Genomic DNA, 20,404 nt, shown 5'->3' on the forward strand with positions numbered 1-20,404 from the left:
ATACTTGATTTTATTGCGGTTTGACCTCTCACTACAGATTCTAATGCATAATCCGGGTTTAAAACAATCTAAACCCAACAGAAAGCACCCATTGGTTGATTCTATTGTCAGTTTGAAAATTCGAAATATTATCGGTGAATTTACTCAATCCACCTTCGTATTTTCCATCGATGGACAAGTTGCCTATATCTACCCCTAAACCTGCCTGATAACCCAGGGTGGCATTACTAAATTCAGCATCTTGAACAGTTCCACCCGCATTTTTGAGATTTGAATCAATATTCAAACTTGCAATGGGCCCAGCCTGAACGCGTAAGACTTTCAGAACTCTAAAGCCCAGCATAACAGGAATATCCAAGCGGTTAAAGTTTGCTTCAAATTTTTCTCCCTGAGCCTGTGGATTTGATCTGAAAATGAATTCACCACTAGTTTGGGTAAAAAGGAACTCTGGCTGTACAAAAAAACCTGCCCCACCAAATCTGGCAAATAAACCTACGTGATAACCCAATTGAGAATCTGAAGGAATAAATTCTTCTGATTTAAAATCAACTTCAGTGCTACTTAAGCCAGCCTTAATACCAAGACCAAAGTTTTGAGAAAATGCTGGAATAGCACAAATAAGAAAGAATGTGAAAAGAACTGAAAATTTTTTCATGATAGAGAAAATTGGTTTAATTCCTTAAACGACAATTTTCAAAAAAGATTTTCCTAACAGGATAAATCTCAAAAATCAATTCAAATTGGTAAGGGCCTTTTTCTTAGCCAAGAGATGTAAATCCCAGAAATCCATGGGTTTGGGAACCAATACATCAAATGGGATTAAAGATTTTCTTCTATAATATTCTACATCTCCTGCTGTAAATCCTATCACGGGGATGCTTTGGGTTTTCAAATCACTCTTTATTCTACCCAGTAACTCTAGCCCATCCATTTCAGGCATCATGATATCTGTAAGTATCACATTGAAATTAGGATCCTTCCTCAACTCCTCTATAGCTTCTATGCCATTATGAGCTACAACCACTGTATCCTGAGACTTTTCGAAGATTTTTCGAAGAATCAATAGATGTAAATTATCATCGTCGACAACTAGTACTCTCATGAAATACAATTTTGTTGACATAAGATACACAAATACTTAATAAAATCGTTATTCTATGAAAATATTTTCAAAAAAAAAGGAGGCCTAATGCCTCCTCATTTAGAATTGTAATTCGTTTAAGCCGCTTGAGGTGCCCCAAAAAGACCAATCATATTTAAGATAAGCAGTATGATGACAACTGGACATACCCATTTGATAAAGAAGATCCAGCCCTTTCTGTAGATACCTTTAAAACCAGGGGCCCCACTTGCCAATTTATCAGCATAGTCTGCAATTTTCTGGCCCCAGCCGGTATAAAGTGAAAGCATCAAACAAATAATAACCACTGCAAATGTTCCGAAGATAAAGTCCATTGCTCCAAAAAATCCTTGGATAGGATTGCTGAGGAAATTGAAATTAATCGTATTAAAGAAGTTTCCTTCAATGGATGACAAAGCAGACGGAACAGACATGATCATCGCTGCTATACCAACTATCCAGGTTGCTTTTTTACGGTTCCATTTTCTATCATCAATCAAATAGGCAACTGGAACCTCCAGCATGGAGATAGTAGAAGTCAAAGCTGCAACCATCAGCAACAAGAAGAATAATGAGCCTATGATGTTACCGCCTGGCATGGCATCAAATACTTTTGGCAATACATCGAATACCAATGCAGGACCTGCAGCCGGATCTTTCCCAGGCAATAAGGCAAACAAGGCAGGGAAAACCATCAAACCACCTAATAGAGCGACCATGGTATCCATACCTGCGATCCAACCTGAAGATTGGATGATATTGGATTCTTTAGGTAAATAGGAGCCGAATGTGATCATCAAGCCCCAACCCACTGACATAGAAAAGAAAGCCTGACCCAAAGCTTGTAAGATCACTGTCCCGTTGATTTTGGAGAAATCCGGATTCAAATAATACTGAATCCCTGCTTCTGCACCTTCCAAAGTTACCGATCTACCCGCAATGAAAATGATGATAATAAACAATACTGGCATCAAAAACTTAGCGGCCTTTTCAATACCTCCGGAGACACCTCCCAATACAATCAGGATTGTCAGTAGGATGAAGAGAAACGTCAATGGAATCACATACATAGGTGTTTGTACAAACACCTCAAAATCTACCGGAAGGTTGATAATTTCAGTGAAAATATACCCAACTGTCCAGCCGGCTATCACTGAATAATAACTAAAAACAAAAAAGCAGACCAATACACAAAGTACGCCTGCTGTCTGCCAAAACTTATTTCCTCCTGTATCACGAATAGCTCCGATAGGATTTTTACCGGAACGTCTTCCCAAAGCAATTTCATTAAATAAAAGAGGTATTCCGATGAATAAGACGCAGATGATGTAAACAAAAACGAATGCACCACCTCCATTTTGACCGGTTAAATATGGAAATCTCCAAATATTTCCCAAGCCTACTGCCGAGCCTGCTGCGGCCATGATAAAACCGAGACTAGATCCCCATTGGCCCCTGCCTTCGGTATTTGCGCTTACTGCCATAGATTATGCTAAAGTTAAATTAAAGGGTATAAACTGCTTTTCAAGAGCGGGCTAAGATAATTTGTTTTGCTAAAATACCAATTGCCGTTCGGAAACTTTTGGGCTCAAAACCCAGCTCTTTTTGGGCTTTTTCAATTTTAAAGCCTGTTTTCAAAGGCCTTTTTGCGGGTTGAGTAAATTGTGTTGAGTCTGTACGCTTGATCAAACTCTGATCTAGCTTGAAATACTCCGCTGTCTCAACTGCCATCTGATAGGGAGTTAAATAGTCAGGACCGGAAATATGGTACACTCCTTCGGCCCCCTGATTGGCAATCAAGATACATCCCGCCGCGAGATCTTCTGCCAAAGTTGGAGTTCTGAATTGATCATCCACTACCTGAATCTCTTTCCCTGCCTCCAAGCTATCTTTCACCCAAAGAATGATATTGCTTCGGCTCATATCATGCCCTAAACCAAATACCAAAACAGTTCTGGCTATTGCCCATTTATTTTTCATTGCCTGTACTAGTCGCTCACCTTCTAGCTTGGTCTCTCCATAATAATTTACAGGATCCGGAACAGCTTCCTCAGAAAGAGGGCCTTCTTCACCGGAAAAAACAAAATCAGTAGAAACGAAAATAAAATGGACTTTCAGCTTTTCAGCTTCTGCTGTCAAATATTGAGTAGCCAATACGTTAGCTTTATAACAATCCTCCTGATTCAATTCACATTGGTCCACATGTGTCATTGCAGCACCATGAATGATTACATCAGGCTGGGTTTCGGATAGAACTTTTGCTACTTCCTCTTCATTTTCAAGGTTTAATTGGAAGTATTCAAAACCGTCCCCAGGTAACCTACAGGATCCTCTTCCAGTAGCTATTACTTGAAATTGTTGCTCTTTAACCAATTGGTTTACCAATTTTTGGCCCAATAGACCATTAGCACCTGTGATTAGGATTTTCTTTTTAGTTGCCATTGGGAAATTGATAGCCGAATTCTTTGGTGATTTTATCTTTGGTCATAGGCTCTACTGACATTTTCAAATAGACTGGATTCAAAGGCTTATCCCTTGCTCCTCGCTGTTCTTGAGCAATCTTTTCCGCTACATCTATCCCTGAAATAACCTCGCCGAAAACAGTGTATTCATCATCCAAATGAGGAGTCCCTCCCACCGTGGTGTATGCTTCTATTCTTTCAGCAGACATATCTTTGGTAAGCTTCATATTCAAGGACTGTTCGATTTCTTTTCGTTTGGAAATCATCAGATTAGTCAACGAATCAAACTCCTGTAACTCATAGAGTCGTGTATATTCCTGTCTGAGTTTATCCTGACTCTGTAGCTGGACATATTGCATAAAAGCAGCCTGCAATTTAGCCATGTCTGTAATGAGCTCGTCTTGGCTGTAGACTTTCCCCAAGACAATGTAAAACTGAGAACCACTTGACCGCTTTTGTGGATTGATATTATTTCCCTGTCTTGCTGCAGCGATAACCCCTTTTTTATGAAAATGATGGGGTAAGATCTCTGCCGGTAAAGTAGGCCACTCCTCAGCGGGCATTTCTTCTTTGGTAAAAACATCTCCTCCTTGAATCATGAAATCAGGCAAAACTCTATGAAACTCTGTTGAATCAAACCTTCCTGACTTGGCCAAGTCCAGAAAATTGTTTGTATGAGCAGGTGTATCATCAAATAAGATAGCTACAATTTCCCCATGACGGGTGTCTATTCTGACAACTTGTTCTTTCTGCCCTGCACAAGACATCAGAAGACCTAGGGCTAAAATGCCCCAAAAAGCACAATATTTAATCATGAATTCAATGTTGATTTGATTTGATCTAAGATTTTCTTGCCTCCGGCGGCAAATACCTTTTCGGCCAATTCCTGACCAATGGCCTCCGGATTTTCAAGACTACCTTTTACTTCCAATATAATTCTCTCAGCTCCATCCAGACTAACAATCCCTCCCTTTAAAATCAATTGATCTTGCTCTGTCTGAGCTAAAGCAAATACCGGAATACTACATCCTCCTTCCAATACTCTTAAATATGCACGTTCCGCCCTCAATTTGAGTGAGGTTTCTTGATGGTTACATGCCTGAATAAGTTGATTTTTGATTTCAGAATCCAAGATTGTAGCTACTTCTATGGCCACAGAACCCTGACCAACAGCAGGAGTAAACTCCTCCAAAGATAATTCTTCAACGATCTGATCGTCGTAACCCATTCTATGAACCCCTGCAAAAGCAAGTAGTAAAGCATCGCAAAGACCTTCCTCCATTTTTCGAATTCGGGTTTGAAGATTACCTCTTACCTCAACCGTTTTCACATGAGGATAAAAATGCTTTAATGTCGCTACTCTCCTGGTGGAAGAAGTACCCAAAACCAAAGGCTGAGATGCGTCTTTCAAATTGATTCCTTTTTTGTGAGAAAGGAGCACATCGTTTTCTTTTTCTCTTTCGGTAAAAGCAATGATTTCAAATCCTTCAGGAAGATTGGACTGCATATCTTTCGCAGAGTGCACGGCTATATCGATTCGGCCATCCAATAGTTGATCCTCCAATTCTTGGGTAAAAACTCCTTTACTGCCAATTTTGGAGATAGAGACATCTAAAATTTGATCCCCTTTAGTATCAATAATCACTATTTCTGACTCCAATCCAGACTTTTTAAGCAAATCCTCCACATGATAGGCCTGCCACAAAGCCAATTTGCTACCTCTGGTTCCGATTTTAACCTTTCTCATTGATCGTTGACCCTCTTTGGGCTATTCTTTTTGTTTACTCTTTCTTCTATAAACTTGATAATCTCAGCAGCTATATCAAGCCCAGTCGCCTTTTCAATTCCTTCCAAACCAGGAGAACTATTTACTTCCAAGATCAAAGGACCTCTGGCAGACTGAAGCATATCGACCCCTGCCACGTCAAGGCCTAAGGCTTTGGCCGCTCCTAGTGCTGCCTGCTTTTCAGCTCTGCTCAATTTTATGACGGTAGCTTTTCCTCCCCGGTGCAAATTGGATCTAAACTCTCCTTCTGCCCCTTGTCTTTTCATTGCTCCTACCACCTTTCCATTGACTACAAAGGCCCGGATATCTGCCCCTTTAGCTTCCTTGATAAACTCCTGAACAATGATCCTCGCTCTCAGACCGTGAAATGCTTCTATAACTGATTGCCCGGCTTTCTTGGTCTCTGCCAATACTACCCCAAGGCCTTGAGTACCTTCCAATAGTTTGATGATCAGAGGAGCCCCGCCTACGTGTTCTATCAACTGCTTTTCTCCACCTTTAGAAAAGTTGGTAAATGCAGTTTTAGGCATCCCCAAGCCTGCTTTCGAAAGAATTTGTAAACTTCTCAGCTTATCTCGACTCCGTACAATTGCCTGTGAATTGACAGCCGAAAATGCGCCCATCAGTTCAAATTGGCGAACTACAGCAGTGCCATAAAAAGTCACAGAAGCTCCCACTCGAGGGATGATAGCATCCACGCCGGTGAGTTTTTCTCCCTTGTAAATGATCGAGGGCCCATCCTGCTCAATAATCAAGTCACAAATACTGTGGTTGACAATCATAGCTTCATGTCCAGCTGCTTGAATAGCCTGATAAAGCCTTTTGGTAGAATATAAATTAGGGTTCCTTGAAAGGATTGCGATTTTCATAATTATTTTTTTCTGTAGGCTTTTGCGAGATTCATGCCTGACACGTCCACCAAGAATCGGTTTCGGAGTATTTTTCTTCCCAGTAAAATAGCGTTTTTCATACTGGACCTATCGGTAAGTGTCACTTCTGCATCAAAAGTTTCACCTGCCAAAATCATCTTTGTAATAATTAGAAACCGGGTTTCAGCTTGACCAAAAGAGTTTTTTACTTTCTTTTCACGGAAATTTTCGACAACCACTTCCTTGCCTGTGAATTTTTTGTGGTCGGGAAGTAATGCTTCAAATACTAGTACTTCTTTTCCATCTCTGTTTTCTAATCGAATATTTTCAGCATGCACCGAACTGGTATAAGCACCGGTGTCCACTTTTGCCCAGACTAGCTTTAAACCCAAGTCTGGCAAGGATATTTTCTCTTTTCTGCCAATGATTTTCTTTTCCATCTTAGTCTATTTTAGCCATTAGCAGCACAATCTCCATAGAAAGATCAGTAAAAATCAATTTAGCATTGCCATTTCTTTCTAAATGATAATAGGCATTATTGAAGTGCTCGTATAATCCTGGGATATGCTCTTCCTGGAGTACCTTACCACTGATTTTTTCTATAAAATCCCTATCCTCTCCTTTGGTTCTTAAAAGCGAATCTACTGCGGCATTTTTGAGCAGAATCTCTCTCAAAACATTCATTCCAGCCTGAATAATGGACTTTTGAGCTTCCTTATCAAACTTGTGAAATATATCAGCTATTGCGAAAACCTCCTTGAAGTTTTTGCTATGACACATCCTAAACCAGTTTCTGATCCAAGAGACTTGCTGATCTTCCACCTGATTAACCAATCTCATAGCCTCTCTCAGGTTTCCATCTGCTATCATGGAGATTTGAGTAGCGGTTTGCTCGTCACATAGACCGGAATTCACTAGATACTGATGAACTTCCTCATCCCTGAAAGCCCTTATGGATACCTTTTGAGTTCTCGACAGTATAGTGGTCAAAAGCTGCTCGGGCTGAGTGGTAATGAGCATGAAAATAGTTTTCGGCTGAGGTTCTTCCAAGATTTTCAACAAGGCATTCGCTGCCTGTTGATTCAAAAACTCAACTCCCCAAATCATCATGATTTTATATCCCCCCTCAAAGGAAACCAATGAAAGTGTTTGGATAATCTGACGGGCTGCTCCTACAGAAATATTCAATTGTTTCTTTTCGAAGCCATTGAAATATATGTAATCATGGACATTGCCGTAGGGATGCTCCTGTACAAACTTCCTCCAATTAGCCAGATAATCCACTTTTTTATCTTGCCCATCTTCTCTGCTATCTTCCTTTTTGGAAGAAATGACTGGAAAAGCAAAGTTTAAGTCCGGCATGACTAATTTTGCCATTCGTTGACAGGAGGGGCAAGTGCCACAAGAGTCTGAATCACTTGGGTTTTGGCAATATAAGTAAGTGGCCAGGGCAAGGGGCATGGTTAAATTAGCTGAACCCTCAGGACCGTAAAAAAGAAGTGCATGAGCCAAATGGTTGTTTTTGACTGCATTGATCAGATGTTCTTTGGTTTCGGGAAGCCCCGGAATGTCGGCAAATTTCATGTTCTTTTGATCAGGAGTTCTTTTCCCAAATTCTATAGTTCTTGGACAAATCGAAAACTTTTTGAAAGATCTCAGCTTCCGTATCTGTCCACTCCAATTTTCTTCTGGCCATCACTGCTTTGGCTGTTTCTTCGAATTTAGGAAATTGAAAGGTAGATAATCCTGCGGCTCCACCCCAAGCAAAAGAAGGAATAAAATTTCTCGGAAATCCGTCTCCAAAAACATTTGCTCCTACACCGACTACCGTTCCCGTATTGAACATGGTATTGATTCCACATTTGGAATGATCTCCCATCATCAATCCGCAAAATTGCAGACCTGTATTGGCAAAGCCTCCACGGGTGTAATCCCAAAGCTTGACAGGAGCATAGTTGTTTTTTAGGTTGGAAGTATTGGTATCAGCCCCCATGTTACACCATTCGCCAATCACGGAATTTCCCAGGAACCCTTCATGACCTTTATTTGAATAACCAAAAATGACGGAGTTGGAAATTTCTCCACCAACTTTACTATGAGGTCCTACTGTAGTATCTCCTCTGAGTTTGGCTCCCATATTTACCGTAGAATGATCACAAAGTGCAAATGGCCCCCGAATTAAAGAACCTTCCTGGATCTCTGTATTTTTTCCGATGTAGATTGGCCCTCCTTCTGCATTCAAAACCGCAGCCTTTATGATTGCACCTTCTTCAATGAATACCTGCTCAGGATTGTAAACTTTTGTAAAAGGATCTGTAAGTTCTTTTGATTTCCTTCCCTTGGTCAATAACTCAAAGTCTTTCTTGATCTCCGACCCATTATATTGGAAAATATTCCAGGTCTTTTGGATCAAAGTAGGCTCACCTTGAATTTGGATTACTTTCTTTTCGGCTGCGTAACTAAGATTGGATTCACCTGGCTGGATTTTACTCGCCAGAAGTATTTTTCCAAAAAATATAGACTCATCCTCCTTCAAGTTTTCAATAGCCTCCACTGATTTTTCATCCGGAAGCCAAGCACCGTTTATAGCCAACAAATGCCCCTCTGCTCGGGGAAATTTCTTTTGCAAATAGTCTTGAGTCAGAAAAGAAACAGATTTACCACTGCGCTTTTCCCATTTTTCAGATATTTTCAAAATACCAACCCGAAAGTCAGCGATGGGTCTTGTAAAGGCAAATGGCAGCAAGGAACCTCTGATGGAGGGGTCATCAAACAAAAGTATATTTTCCATGGGGCAAAAATAAAAAAGTCTCCCGGAATCCATGCTCCGGAAGACTTTTTAGCTGTAAGCAAATAAGAATTACTTCTTTGCGTATCTTCTGTTGAATTTCTCCACTCGACCAGCAGTATCGAGCAACATTTTCTTACCAGTGTAGAATGGGTGAGACTCAGAGCTCACTTCGATCTTGTACACAGGATATTCTTTACCGTCTTCCCAAACGATAGTTTCGTCTGTTTCGATAGTTGATTTAGTTAAGAATTTAAACTCAGAAGAAGTGTCATAAAACACAACGTCTCTGTAGTTTGGATGAATATCAGCTTTCATATTACTAGTATTTTTGGAGTAGCTTTTTCAAATGAGGCACAAAGTTATTCTTTTTCGTAAAACTCACCAAATCTTTATGGAAAATATTAAAGCTCGTTACCTGAATGTTTTCTAAGTAGCGATTATTTTCTAAGAGTTCTCCAACTCCATCATCTTTTGCTCCAATTCAGACTACTCTGAGTCTTCAAAATTAACCTAATTGTCCTCGTCTAGCCATCCTTTTCATTTTTTTGTTGGCATAAATGGCCACTTCTACCCTTCTATTCTGGGCTCTTCCGGATGGAGTGTCGTTAGAAACCACTGGATAATTTTCTCCTAAACCTTTATTTGTTATTCTTTGAGAATTTACTCCAAGGTTTGTCAAAAATGCGTCCACTGATTGTGCCCGTTGCTTAGAAAGGGTCAAATTGTAGCCATCTTCCCCAACATTATCTGTATGCCCCTCGATCAGAATATTTGTATCAGGGTATTTGTTTAGGGTTTTAGCTAAATCTTGAAGGTTTGATTTGGAAGCCGGAGTCAAAGCTGATTGGTCAAAACCAAACAATAAACCTGAATCAAAAGTGATTTTTATTCCTTCTCCAACCCTTTCCACCTTCGCACCCTTCAGGTCTCTTCTCAACTCTTCTGCTTGCTTATCCATTTGCCTTCCAATGATAGCGCCAGCAGTTCCTCCTATTGCTGAGCCAATAATAATACCTGTTGCAGTATTTTTTTTACCGGCAATTATTCCACCCAAAACTCCTCCAGTGGTACCGCCGATTGCAGCTCCTTTGACAGCATTACTAGTTTTACAAGAGGGAGTCCCCAGTAAAACCCCTCCTAAAGCAAGGCCAATTAAAATTTGATTTGAAGTTTTCATATGGAAATTTATTTATGTGTGTACTGGCAATACCCATTCCAATTAAACGTCTAACCATGTAGTTCACTAATTATATTTTCGAAACCATGTTTCAGATGAAATTATCGACAACACTATATCTTTTTGTGAATATTTATTTCGAATTTTCAATTCTTTCCTAGTTTTAAATGATGCAAAAACTTACCTGCCATTACCTTGCTTGGAGCAACCTGTTTTTTTTAATGTTGCTAACATCTCACACATCAACCCTTGCACAAGGAAGCTATATTCCTTACGAAAGAGATTATTATCATCGTATAGAGCGCTACGAAATTTTGCAGGGACAAAACAACCCCTTTTTTCAAACTGGATTCAAACCCTACAGAAGGGATATTGTAGCAAAATATTTGGACAGTTTGGTGAACGATCCGGTAATTCAGAGTTCCTCTGATAGGTTTAACTTAGCGTATTTGGCACAAGACAATTGGGAGTTTGTCAACCAAGAAACCCCAGAATCCAAAAATCCTTTTCTCAAAAAGATCTATAGAAGACCAGGAGACTTCGCGCATTATTACAGTGATGATTTTGACATACACCTGAGTCCTGTACTTTATATTTCAGGTGGTATGGAGACTGATAATGATCAAAACCCCGCCCAGTTGAGCAGAGGGATTGTCGTCAGGGGTTCTATAGACAAAAAAGTGAGCTTTTTCACCTACATGACTACTTCGGAGGTTTTCTTTCCTTCTTGGGTTAAAAATTACGCAGCACATAATGGCGCTGTTCCAGGAGAAGGATTCTGGAAAGAATATAATGGGCAAGGATACAGCTATTTTTCTGCAAGAGGACATGTCAACTTTCATTTGACCAAAAGTATTCAAGCGCAGGTTGGGCATGACAGAAATTTTGTAGGAGAAGGTTACCGCTCCTTTTTACTTTCTGACTTTTCCAATCCCTACATGTTTGTCAAATTGAACACCAAAGTCTGGAAGTTTCAGGTGACAAACCTATGGACCCAAATGACTGCGGACGTTCTATACAACAGGGGAAGACCAACCGACGGACGCTATCCGCAAAAATACTTTTCTATGCACCGACTGGGGTTCAATGTGGGCAAAAAATTGAACCTAGGATTCTTTGAATCTGTCATGACAGACAAAGTCAACTTTAATTATTTTAACCCTATTGTGTTCTTCCGTTGGGTTGAGCAGCAATTGGGAACTCCAGACAAAGTCATGCTGGGAATGGATGGTAAATGGAATTTTTATCCAGGTATGCAATTGTACGGACAGTTTGCCTTAGATGAGTTCGTGTTTAATGAGTTTTTTGGAATAGATGGCAAAGGATCTAAAAGAAACAAATACGGAGTTCAAGCCGGATATAAATACATCAATGCCTTCGAGGTTTCTAATCTGGATTTGCAGCTGGAATTCAATTCTGCTAGACCTTATACCTTTCAGGAAAAGTTTGACTATCAATCCTTCTCTAATTGGAGAACTCCCTTAACCCATCCTTTGGGTGCTAATTTCAAGGAGTTTTTGGGAATAGTTCGATTCCAACCAATTCCAAAATTGAATATCAGCCTATTGGGAATGTATCAACTTTATGGAGACGATCCTGATCAGAATACCAATTGGGGTGGTGATGTCTTGAAAAACAGGTTAAATGGTAGTCCTACCGGCCTTTTCGGAAATATTACAGGACAGGGAATAGAAAACACTGTTGTCCAGTCTAACCTAGTGGCAAGCTATATGCTGAAACATAACTTCTTCATTGATGCCTCCCATACCTTCAGAAGAAGAACTGCCCAAGACTTAGATGCTCCTGAAAACAGCCAGTTTTTGCAATTGGGAATTCGATGGAACTTTATCCGTCCTGATTTCAATTTCTAAGCGGAATTCAATTTTGCGTAACTTGCCGCCTGGATTACCGAATAAACCTGCATGAAGACTTATTTACGAATTCTATCCTACGCTAGACCCTTTGGAAGATTCGTTCCTACATATATTCTCTACACGCTTTTTTCCATCATTTTTGGCTTAGTAAACTTCACTTTATTAAAGCCCTTATTTGATGTCATATTTGAGCAAGTAGATCCTCAGACCTTGGAGCAATACAGGACTCTACCTGAATTCTCTCTGTCCATTGAATACTTCACGGGCTTATTCAATCATTATTTTCTCGATATTCAGGATGATTATGGAAAGGTGGGGACCCTGATATTCGTCTGTATCATTATCGTTTGCTCCGTTTTTCTTTCCAACTTATTCACCTATCTCTCAGGAGTAGTATTAGCAAAAGTTCGCGCTGTTGTCATCAAGCATATGCGCTCCGATATATTCGGTCAGGTGACAAGGTTTCACATTGGATATTTTTCCAATGAACGAAAAGGTGATTTGATGTCAAAAATGACCAATGATGTTCAGGAAGTTGAAAATACTATTGTACAGTCATTGAGAGTTGTTTTCAGAGAGCCGGCCACCATCATCCTTTATTTTGCGGTGCTGTTTTTCATGTCTGTCAAATTGACTTTGTTCACCATCTTAATCATTCCCATTTCTGGAGCAATTATAGGAGGGATTACCCGTCGCTTGAAAAAAAGAGCTGTTCAAAGTCAGCAATCTTTGGGTAGAATTGTCAATATCCTAGACGAAACTTTAGGAGGAATGCGTGTGATCAAAGCCTTCAACGCAGAGCGATTCATGTTTGGCAAATTTGATCAGGAAACTGATTACTATGCGGCCGTCAATGTGAATATGGCCCGCAAAAATGAGTTAGCCTCTCCTATTTCCCAGTTTTTGGGAGTCACTGTAGTTGCAGGGATTCTTGTTTATGGTGGCAGTTTGGTATTAAGTGGAAATTCAGACTTAAGCGCATCTGACTTCATCACCTACATTATCATCTTTACGCAAGTACTCAATCCAGCTAAAGAAATCTCTAGAGCAGTCAGCAGTATTCAAAGGGGGATAGCCTCTGCGGAGCGGATTTTCGAAGTAGTAGATACTCCCTCTAAAATAAAAAATCCTGAAAAGCCCATATTTCCGGAAGGATTCAATCAAGGCATTGAATTCAAAAATGTCAGCTTTGCTTATCAGGATCAGAGGGTACTTCAGGACATCAATTTTTCTTTGGAAAAAGGGAAGACTATCGCATTGGTTGGTCCTTCAGGGGGAGGGAAATCTACGCTTGCCGACTTAGTTCCCAGATTTTATGATCCTACAGAAGGAGAAATCCTGTTAGATGGAAAAGACCTGAGAAAGTTTGACATGGAAGGTCTTAGAAGGCTCATGGGAATAGTTACCCAAGAATCCATTTTATTCAATGACACTGTTTTCAATAACATAGCTTTTGGGCTTGAAAACATTACCGAGGAACAAGTCATGGAGGCAGCCAAAATTGCCAATGCCCATGAGTTCATCATAAAGATGGAAGATGGCTACCAAAGTAGTATAGGAGAACGAGGATCTTTACTTTCCGGAGGACAAAGACAAAGACTGAGTATTGCCAGAGCAGTTCTAAAAAACCCTCCAATTTTGATTTTGGACGAGGCGACTTCTGCACTGGACTCTGAATCTGAATTACTAGTCCAGGAAGCTCTTACCAAATTGATGAAAAACAGAACTACATTAGTAATTGCCCATCGCCTAAGCACCATCCAACATGCAGATGAAATTCTCGTAATTGAAAAGGGAAGGATTGTTCAAAGTGGCACACATACAGAGCTGATGCAAAGAGAGGGCTTATATCAAAAGCTTTCCAGTATTCAGTCAGTTTAGTATATTCGAAAAATTTAATTGATAAAATTATGAAAAAGTTTCACCAAGTACTTCAGATTGTCCTGTTGGTCTATTTCCTTCTTTATTTGGTGTTTTTTATGGCTTTTGACACATTAGGAGGCCTTTTTGGAATGCAGGAAGTCACCTCTCAGTCCATGGTTACTATCCTTTTGATTGGTTTTGTCTTGTTTTTGATTAACTGGGGAATAGGTAAAGCAGTTTCCTCATCCCAAAATTCCAAAATCAACAAAATGGAAATTGAGATTAATAAATTAAAAGCTAAAATCTATGATTTTGAGCATCCTGACTTACCTGAAAAACCTAAATCAGCTCCTACGAAAAGTTCTGAACCTGAATCTGGAACACTTCCTCCAAGACAAAATTTCACGAAGGATTGATAAATAATTATTAACTAATAGTATATTTAAGGAAACCAATCGGTTTCCTTTTTTCATTATGGTCGCAAAAACTTTTGGAAGCGCAGTCTCAGGAGTAGACGCAAATCTTATAACAATAGAAGTCAATGTTGGACAAGGTACCAGTTTTTACATGGTAGGCCTGCCTGATTCTGCTGTGAAAGAATCTCAACAAAGGGTGGAATCAGCTCTGAAATATTTTGGTTTTAGAATGCCTCGCCAAAAAGTAGTCATCAACCTGGCTCCCGCTGATATTAGAAAAGAAGGGTCTGCCTATGACCTTCCTATTGCAATGGGGATTTTGCAGGCCTCTGAGCAGGTGGAATTTCCGGAACTAGACCGATATGTCATTATGGGCGAACTCGCATTGGATGGTAAACTAAGGCCAATCAAAGGAGTTCTTCCCATTGCGATTGAAGCTAGAAAAAGAGGTTTTAAGGGCTTTATTCTTCCTTTGGAAAATGCCAAGGAAGCCTCTATAGTCAATAGTTTGGATATCATCGGAGTAGAAACTCTAAATCAAGCAGCCGATTTTTTAATGGGGGACCTCGCCATTGAGCCTTTGATCACTGATACGAGAGAAATTTTCTACCACTCGCTGGATGATGTAGAGTTTGATTTTGCGGATGTACAAGGTCAGGAAAATATCAAAAGGGCTATGGAAATCGCAGCAGCAGGAGGGCATAATGTGATCATGATTGGGCCTCCCGGGGCAGGAAAAACCATGCTGGCTAAAAGACTGCCTTCGATATTGCCTCCACTATCCTTACAGGAAGCTCTGGAAGCTACTAAAATACATTCAGTTGCGGGAAAACTAGGAAAAAATGCCTCTTTATTGGCTAATAGGCCATTTCGAAGCCCCCACCATACGATTTCCGACGTAGCCTTAGTTGGTGGAGGAGGCAATCCCCAACCTGGAGAAATTTCCCTAGCTCATAATGGAGTTCTTTTTTTAGACGAATTACCCGAGTTCAAAAGAACAGTGTTAGAAGTGATGCGCCAGCCTTTGGAAGAGCGGAAAGTGACCATTTCAAGGGCAAAAGTCTCAGTTGATTACCCTGCGAATTTCATGCTAATCGCAAGCATGAACCCTTGCCCATGTGGGTATTACAATCACCCGGAAAAAGAGTGCGTTTGTGGCCCGGGAATAGTTCAACGCTACCTGAACAAAGTCTCAGGCCCGCTTCTAGACCGAATAGACTTACATGTGGAAGTGACTCCTGTTAAATTTGATGAGATGACCTCCACCAGAAAGAGTGAATCCAGCAAAGCTATTCGAGAACGTGTAATTCAGGGAAGAGACAGGCAAAAAGAGCGTTTTTCCAACAATCCTGAAGTTTATTGTAATGCAATGATGCCCTCTCATATGGTGAAGGAAGTTTGCCAAATTAATGAAGCTGGCAAGGCTCTACTCAAAACTGCTATGGAAAGGCTTGGCTTATCAGCCAGAGCCTATGACAGAATCCTGAAAGTAGCCAGAACCATTGCTGATATTGCGGATTCAGCCGATATTAAAGTAGAACACTTAGCAGAAGCCATTCAATACCGAAGCCTGGACAGAGAGGGATGGGCAGGTTGATGTTTTGATATTTTTTATTGAATATGAGTTCTCAAGAATTAAAAGAAATAGAAAATAAAATTCTAACAATCAGAGAACAACAGGTGATGTTGGACAGTGATTTGGCCGTACTTTATCAAACCGAGACTAAATTTATAAATCGAGCAGTAAACCGTAACCCTAAGAGATTTCCAAATTCTTTTGTGTTTCAATTGACCAAAAGTGAATGGGGAAACTTGAAGTACCATTCTGGTACTTCAAATACCCACGGAGGAAGAAGAACTTTACCTTATGTTTTCACCGAACAGGGTATAGCCATGCTTTCATCTGTATTACAGACAGATACAGCAGTTCAGGTAAGTGTAGAGATAATGAAAGCGTTTGTTGAAATGAGAAAATTACTGATACAAAGCGCTCCACTTTTTCACCGTTTGTTTCAATTAGAAACAAAGCAGCTTGAAAATGAAAAAAAGTTTGACCAATTGTTCAATGCTTTGGAAAAGGACCAATTGAAACCTCAAAAAGGAATTTTTTTCGATGGACAAATTTTCGATGCATACACTTTTGTTGCTGGTTTAATTAAATCAGCCAAAAAGGAAATAATACTAATCGATAATTATGTTGATGAAACAATCTTAATACTATTAAATAAACGATCATCGGAAGTTGAAGCAACCATTTACACAAAGGAAATTAATAGAAACTTCAAGCTAGATATAGAAAAACATAATAGTCAATATCCGAAGATTTTTATCAAAGAATTCAATAAAAGTCATGATCGATTTCTAATTGTTGATAATTCTGACTTATACCATTTTGGTGCTTCTCTTAAAGACCTGGGTAAAAAATGGTTTGCCTTTTCACAAATGAATGATTTTGTTGAAATACTTCTGAAAGAAATTAAATGAAAAAAAGTAAAAACCAGGCAGAGTTTGTACAATGGTTTGGTCCTCTGTTAGACGCTTTAAGAGAATTAGGTTACTCAGGAAAACCAAAAGAAGTTTCTGAGAGAATAGCTCAAAATCTTGAATTAGATGAAGGTTTCTTGGATGAGACCCTCAAATCAGGGGGAAATCGTTTTCACAATCAGGTAGCTTGGGCTCGTCAATATTTAATTTGGGAGGGTCTCCTAGATTCCTCTACAAGAGGAACATGGAAGCTCACCGAGAAAGGAAAAAAGACTATTTTAACGCCTGAAGAATCAAAGGAAATATTTCTGAAATGGGTTGAAATCAATCAGAAAATCAGAAAGGATAAATCAAAAAAAGAAATAATTGAGAACCAAGAAGAGGAAACACCTGAATCCGCGGAAGTAAGTGCAGAAAACAATCTTTTATCAGTTTTAAAGTCTCTTTCACCAAGTGGATTTGAAAATGTTTGTAAGGAACTTCTAAGGGAACATGGTTTTGAAAAAGTTGAAGTCACAGGAAAATCTCATGATGGAGGAATTGATGGTTTCGGTGTTTTAGAATTAAACCCCTTTGTCAGTTTCAAAGTGATTTTTCAGTGTAAACGTTACGAGGGTGCTGTCTCAAGAGCTCAAGTTGGAGACTTTCGAAATGCAATGATAGGTCGAGCTGAAAAAGGAATTATTCTTACTACAGGATCTTTCTCTAGAGAAGCTGAAAAAGAAGCTTCTCGCGACGGAGCTCCTCCAATTGAACTCGTAGATGGTAAGAAACTCGTTGAAATGTTTGAAAAAGTTGAATTGGGGCTAAAGCCAAAAGTAGTCTATGATGTAGATTTTAGTTATTTTTCGAAATTTAGGGAATAATCAAATTTATGAAATGAGAAAAATCACCAAAAGAGAAATCATCGCCTTTGTTTTAGGATTATTTACTATTCTAATAATTGACACTTCCCTAAACTGGGAGGAAGCAAAGGCGGCCTTTAGAGAGGGTTATGAAAGCGTACGTAAAGGAAAAACTAATTAATTGCGAAGCGTTCAACTGAAGTAAAGTATCAGCTTATTCTGTTTTATTTTTTGATTTTAGTCCGCATTTTACTCTTCTCATTAATAGTCATTTGATTTCGTTTCATAAATAACGAACTTTCATGAAGTCCAATCATTTTTATCATGGAGATTTTGTTACGCTACCTTCATTTTGTTTCCATATTTGCTTTAGCAGGAACATTGATCGCTGAGTTTTTTTTGATAGAAAAATCATTAAACAGAAAGCAAATTCAAGTTTTAGGAAAAATCGATGGACTTTACGGTATTTCGGCTCTAACGCTCCTTGCCGTCGGCTTAACCCTCTGGCTTGGAGGATATGGGAAACCCACTGAGTTTTACAGCCAGAATCCTACCTTTCACTTGAAACTAGGTTTATTTATCGCAATTGGGCTAATATCTATTTATCCTACTGTTTTCTTTATCAAACAAGGAAAAGGACTTCCCGACCAAATTGTCAATATCCCTAAGTTGGTCAGGTGGTCCGTTTATACTGAATTAATCCTTTTAATTATCATTCCCATTCTTGCTGGTTTGATGGCCAAGGGAATTAGAATATTATGACTTTCAGTCTCCAAAACTAATCCCTAATCCTTTCGCTGCCGCTACCAAAGTTCCCTTTGGATCTACATAATTGTATGCGGAAATTGCCTCCTTGATTGGTACTGAAGTATACTCATTATTCAACAGGACGATTAATTGCCCAAATTTTTTCTCCAAAACCAACTCAAAAGCTTTGACCCCAAAAACAGAAGCTATCACTCTATCAAAAGCAATAGGAGTTCCACCTCGCTGGGTATGACCTAGAACCGTCTCTCTGATATCTGCATCTATTCCGGCAGCCTTCAATTGTTCACTGAGGGTGTAGGCTACTCCACCCAAACGAACAGAAATCCTCCCCTCTTCTCCCTGACTGGAAGTAATTGAGCCTTCTTTGGCATGTGCTCCTTCGGCAATGACAATGTTCACAAATCCTCGCCCCTTATTATATCTGGACTCGATTTTCTCGACAACTTCATCAAGGTCATAGGGAACTTCAGGAATCAGGCAGATTTCAGCACCTCCTGCAATGGCAGTGTAAAGCGCAATCCAACCGGCATTTCTGCCCATCACTTCCATGATCATCACCCTATGATGACTGGCTGCAGTTGTTACTAACCTATCAAATGAATCTGTGGCTATCTGAACGGCAGTTTGGAAACCAAAAGTGAAATCAGTGGAAGACAAGTCATTATCGATGGTTTTAGGTACTCCGACTACTGGCATTCCTGCTTCATGCATAGCCTGAGATATTTCCTGTGAGCCATCACCTCCGATATTGATTACTGCTTCAAACCCTTCAGCTTTTAATTTGGCCACCAAATCTGGAATCTTGTTAACCACCTTAATGCTTCCATCAGCTTGCTTTTCGGAGAATCTGATAGGATTTCCCTTATTGGTAGTTCCTAGCATAGTCCCTCCCAAAACATGAATCCCCGCTGTATTTTTTTCATCTAATTTGATCAGCCTGGCAGGTTCTTCCATCAATCCATTAAATGCTTCAAAACTTCCCCAAACTTCCCATTCCCCTTCCTGTAACGCTCTTTTGGTGATGCCCCTAATAACTGCATTCAATCCCGGACAATCACCTCCGCCAGTCGATATTAAAAGTTTCTTCATAATGTGAATCTTGTAAAATATTGTGGAATATAATCGATAAATACCCGATATTAAATCAAATATCCAAACAGCGATTAGGCTTTTCTTGTTAAACCCCACATACATTCGCCATGAAAAAACTGACCATTCTTTTTCTCTTCTTTACAAGTATCGGATTTGCCCAAGATATAATTCCTACAGAAAAAAACCCTGTAAAATTTACTCCTATCCTGCATGGTACGGTGGTATTGGAATATGAAAACTTAACAATCTATGTCGATCCTTACGGTGGCGCTGAGCGATTCTCCAATCAAAAAAAGGCAGATATAGTACTGATCACTGATATTCACGGAGACCACCATAATCAAGAAACATTGGATGGCTTAGATTTAAGTCAAACCATTATCATCACACCTTCTGCTGTGGCTGAAAAACTGCCAACCAATACATACAAGAGTGTGGAAGTTTTGGGGAATGGAGAGTCGAAAAGTCTTTTAGGGGTGGGAATTTCAGCCATACCCATGTACAACCTACCGGAAACTTCTGACTCTAGGCATCCAAAAGGACGTGGTAATGGATATATTTTGAATCTCGGAGGAAAGAACTTTTACCTATCAGGAGATACAGAGGACATACCTGAAATGAGGTCCTTAAATAATATTGATGTTGCCTTTGTATGCATGAATCTTCCTTACACCATGGATGTAGAACAGGCTGCAAGTGCAGTATCAGCATTCAAACCGGGAATAGTTTATCCCTATCATTACCGAGGAGGAATTGGTTTGAGTGATGTAGAAAAATTTAAAACCTTGGTAAGTGGATCTACTCCAGAGGTAGAAGTTAGACTGAGAAACTGGTATCCGGAAAATTGATTATAAACG

22 protein-coding genes are annotated in these 20,404 nt (G+C 39.7%); 9 read left to right on the plus strand and 13 right to left on the minus strand.

From position 1 onward, the window contains the following. Positions 1 to 58: 58 nt before the first annotated feature. From FL972_RS04185 to FL972_RS04240, 12 genes are all read right to left on the minus strand, one after another. Positions 59 to 655 carry a porin family protein gene (locus tag FL972_RS04185; protein WP_144603838.1) on the minus strand — a complete coding sequence of 199 codons (597 nt, stop codon included), beginning with the start codon at positions 653 to 655 and terminating at the stop codon, positions 59 to 61. 75 nt (positions 656 to 730) lie between these two features. After that, positions 731 to 1,102 (minus strand): response regulator, encoded by a 372-nt coding sequence (locus FL972_RS04190; RefSeq protein ID WP_144603839.1) that lies wholly within the window; start codon positions 1,100 to 1,102, stop codon positions 731 to 733. A gap of 116 nt (positions 1,103 to 1,218) precedes the next feature. Next, a complete protein-coding gene (locus FL972_RS04195) occupies positions 1,219 to 2,604 on the minus strand; it encodes a sodium-dependent transporter (RefSeq protein WP_144603840.1) in 1,386 nt (461 codons plus the stop codon). Positions 2,605 to 2,644: 40 nt separating this feature from the next. Then, positions 2,645 to 3,562, minus strand: a complete 918-nt coding sequence (locus FL972_RS04200) for an SDR family oxidoreductase (protein WP_144603841.1) — start codon at positions 3,560 to 3,562, stop codon at positions 2,645 to 2,647. Then, entirely contained in the window at positions 3,552 to 4,397 is an 846-nt protein-coding gene (locus FL972_RS04205; RefSeq protein WP_144603842.1) for a peptidylprolyl isomerase, read from the minus strand. Before FL972_RS04205 ends, FL972_RS04200 begins: the two co-directional genes overlap by 11 nt. After that, positions 4,394 to 5,329, minus strand: a complete 936-nt coding sequence (gene hemC / locus FL972_RS04210) for a hydroxymethylbilane synthase (protein ID WP_144603843.1) — start codon at positions 5,327 to 5,329, stop codon at positions 4,394 to 4,396. The genes FL972_RS04205 and hemC overlap by 4 nt, the downstream gene beginning before the upstream one ends. Beyond that, positions 5,326 to 6,237 carry a 30S ribosomal protein S6--L-glutamate ligase gene (gene rimK, locus FL972_RS04215; protein WP_144603844.1) on the minus strand — a complete coding sequence of 304 codons (912 nt, stop codon included), beginning with the start codon at positions 6,235 to 6,237 and terminating at the stop codon, positions 5,326 to 5,328. Before rimK ends, hemC begins: the two co-directional genes overlap by 4 nt. Positions 6,238 to 6,239: 2 nt before the next feature. Beyond that, positions 6,240 to 6,677, minus strand: a complete 438-nt coding sequence (locus FL972_RS04220; protein WP_144603845.1) for an ATP-dependent zinc protease family protein — start codon at positions 6,675 to 6,677, stop codon at positions 6,240 to 6,242. Between the two features lies 1 nt (position 6,678). Continuing rightward, complete coding sequence (locus tag FL972_RS04225) at positions 6,679 to 7,821, minus strand: DNA polymerase III subunit (protein WP_144603846.1); 1,143 nt, start codon at positions 7,819 to 7,821, stop codon at positions 6,679 to 6,681. A gap of 10 nt (positions 7,822 to 7,831) precedes the next feature. Continuing rightward, the gene (locus FL972_RS04230) at positions 7,832 to 9,028 is read right to left on the minus strand and encodes a GlmU family protein (RefSeq protein ID WP_144603847.1); all 1,197 of its coding nucleotides are present in this window, start codon (positions 9,026 to 9,028) and stop codon (positions 7,832 to 7,834) included. Positions 9,029 to 9,097: 69 nt separating this feature from the next. Further along, positions 9,098 to 9,343, minus strand: coding sequence for a type B 50S ribosomal protein L31 (locus tag FL972_RS04235; protein ID WP_026956569.1), 246 nt, complete (start codon positions 9,341 to 9,343; stop codon positions 9,098 to 9,100). 190 nt (positions 9,344 to 9,533) lie between these two features. Further along, positions 9,534 to 10,205, minus strand: coding sequence for an OmpA family protein (locus FL972_RS04240; RefSeq protein ID WP_144603848.1), 672 nt, complete (start codon positions 10,203 to 10,205; stop codon positions 9,534 to 9,536). A gap of 221 nt (positions 10,206 to 10,426) precedes the next feature. Here FL972_RS04240 and FL972_RS04245 point away from each other — a divergent pair, with 221 nt between their 5' ends. The 8 genes from FL972_RS04245 to FL972_RS04275 all read left to right on the plus strand — a co-directional run bounded on the left by FL972_RS04245 (position 10,427) and on the right by FL972_RS04275 (position 18,449). Continuing rightward, positions 10,427 to 12,076 (plus strand): hypothetical protein, encoded by a 1,650-nt coding sequence (locus FL972_RS04245; protein ID WP_144603849.1) that lies wholly within the window; start codon positions 10,427 to 10,429, stop codon positions 12,074 to 12,076. 51 nt (positions 12,077 to 12,127) lie between these two features. Further along, entirely contained in the window at positions 12,128 to 13,960 is a 1,833-nt protein-coding gene (locus FL972_RS04250; RefSeq protein ID WP_144603850.1) for an ABC transporter ATP-binding protein, read from the plus strand. A gap of 29 nt (positions 13,961 to 13,989) precedes the next feature. Next, a complete protein-coding gene (locus FL972_RS04255; protein ID WP_144603851.1) occupies positions 13,990 to 14,358 on the plus strand; it encodes a hypothetical protein in 369 nt (122 codons plus the stop codon). A gap of 58 nt (positions 14,359 to 14,416) precedes the next feature. After that, entirely contained in the window at positions 14,417 to 15,955 is a 1,539-nt protein-coding gene (locus tag FL972_RS04260; RefSeq protein WP_144603852.1) for a YifB family Mg chelatase-like AAA ATPase, read from the plus strand. Between the two features lie 23 nt (positions 15,956 to 15,978). Continuing rightward, complete coding sequence (locus FL972_RS04265) at positions 15,979 to 16,842, plus strand: ORF6N domain-containing protein (RefSeq protein WP_144603853.1); 864 nt, start codon at positions 15,979 to 15,981, stop codon at positions 16,840 to 16,842. After that, positions 16,839 to 17,708 carry a restriction endonuclease gene (locus tag FL972_RS04270; protein WP_144603854.1) on the plus strand — a complete coding sequence of 290 codons (870 nt, stop codon included), beginning with the start codon at positions 16,839 to 16,841 and terminating at the stop codon, positions 17,706 to 17,708. The genes FL972_RS04265 and FL972_RS04270 overlap by 4 nt, the downstream gene beginning before the upstream one ends. A 13-nt stretch (positions 17,709 to 17,721) precedes the next feature. Beyond that, positions 17,722 to 17,868, plus strand: coding sequence for a hypothetical protein (locus tag FL972_RS19355; protein ID WP_186299991.1), 147 nt, complete (start codon positions 17,722 to 17,724; stop codon positions 17,866 to 17,868). Positions 17,869 to 18,011: 143 nt separating this feature from the next. Further along, complete coding sequence (locus FL972_RS04275; protein WP_222116002.1) at positions 18,012 to 18,449, plus strand: DUF2214 family protein; 438 nt, start codon at positions 18,012 to 18,014, stop codon at positions 18,447 to 18,449. A 3-nt stretch (positions 18,450 to 18,452) separates the two neighbouring features. Here the strand turns inward: FL972_RS04275 and FL972_RS04280 are convergent, their stop codons facing one another. Beyond that, entirely contained in the window at positions 18,453 to 19,544 is a 1,092-nt protein-coding gene (locus tag FL972_RS04280) for a 6-phosphofructokinase (protein ID WP_144603856.1), read from the minus strand. Positions 19,545 to 19,654: 110 nt separating this feature from the next. Here FL972_RS04280 and FL972_RS04285 point away from each other — a divergent pair, with 110 nt between their 5' ends. After that, positions 19,655 to 20,395, plus strand: a complete 741-nt coding sequence (locus FL972_RS04285) for an MBL fold metallo-hydrolase (RefSeq protein ID WP_144603857.1) — start codon at positions 19,655 to 19,657, stop codon at positions 20,393 to 20,395. Positions 20,396 to 20,404 lie beyond the last annotated feature (9 nt).

The sequence above is a fragment of the Algoriphagus algorifonticola genome, from assembly GCF_007655305.1.
Taxonomy (GTDB): Bacteria; Bacteroidota; Bacteroidia; order Cytophagales; family Cyclobacteriaceae; genus Algoriphagus; species Algoriphagus algorifonticola.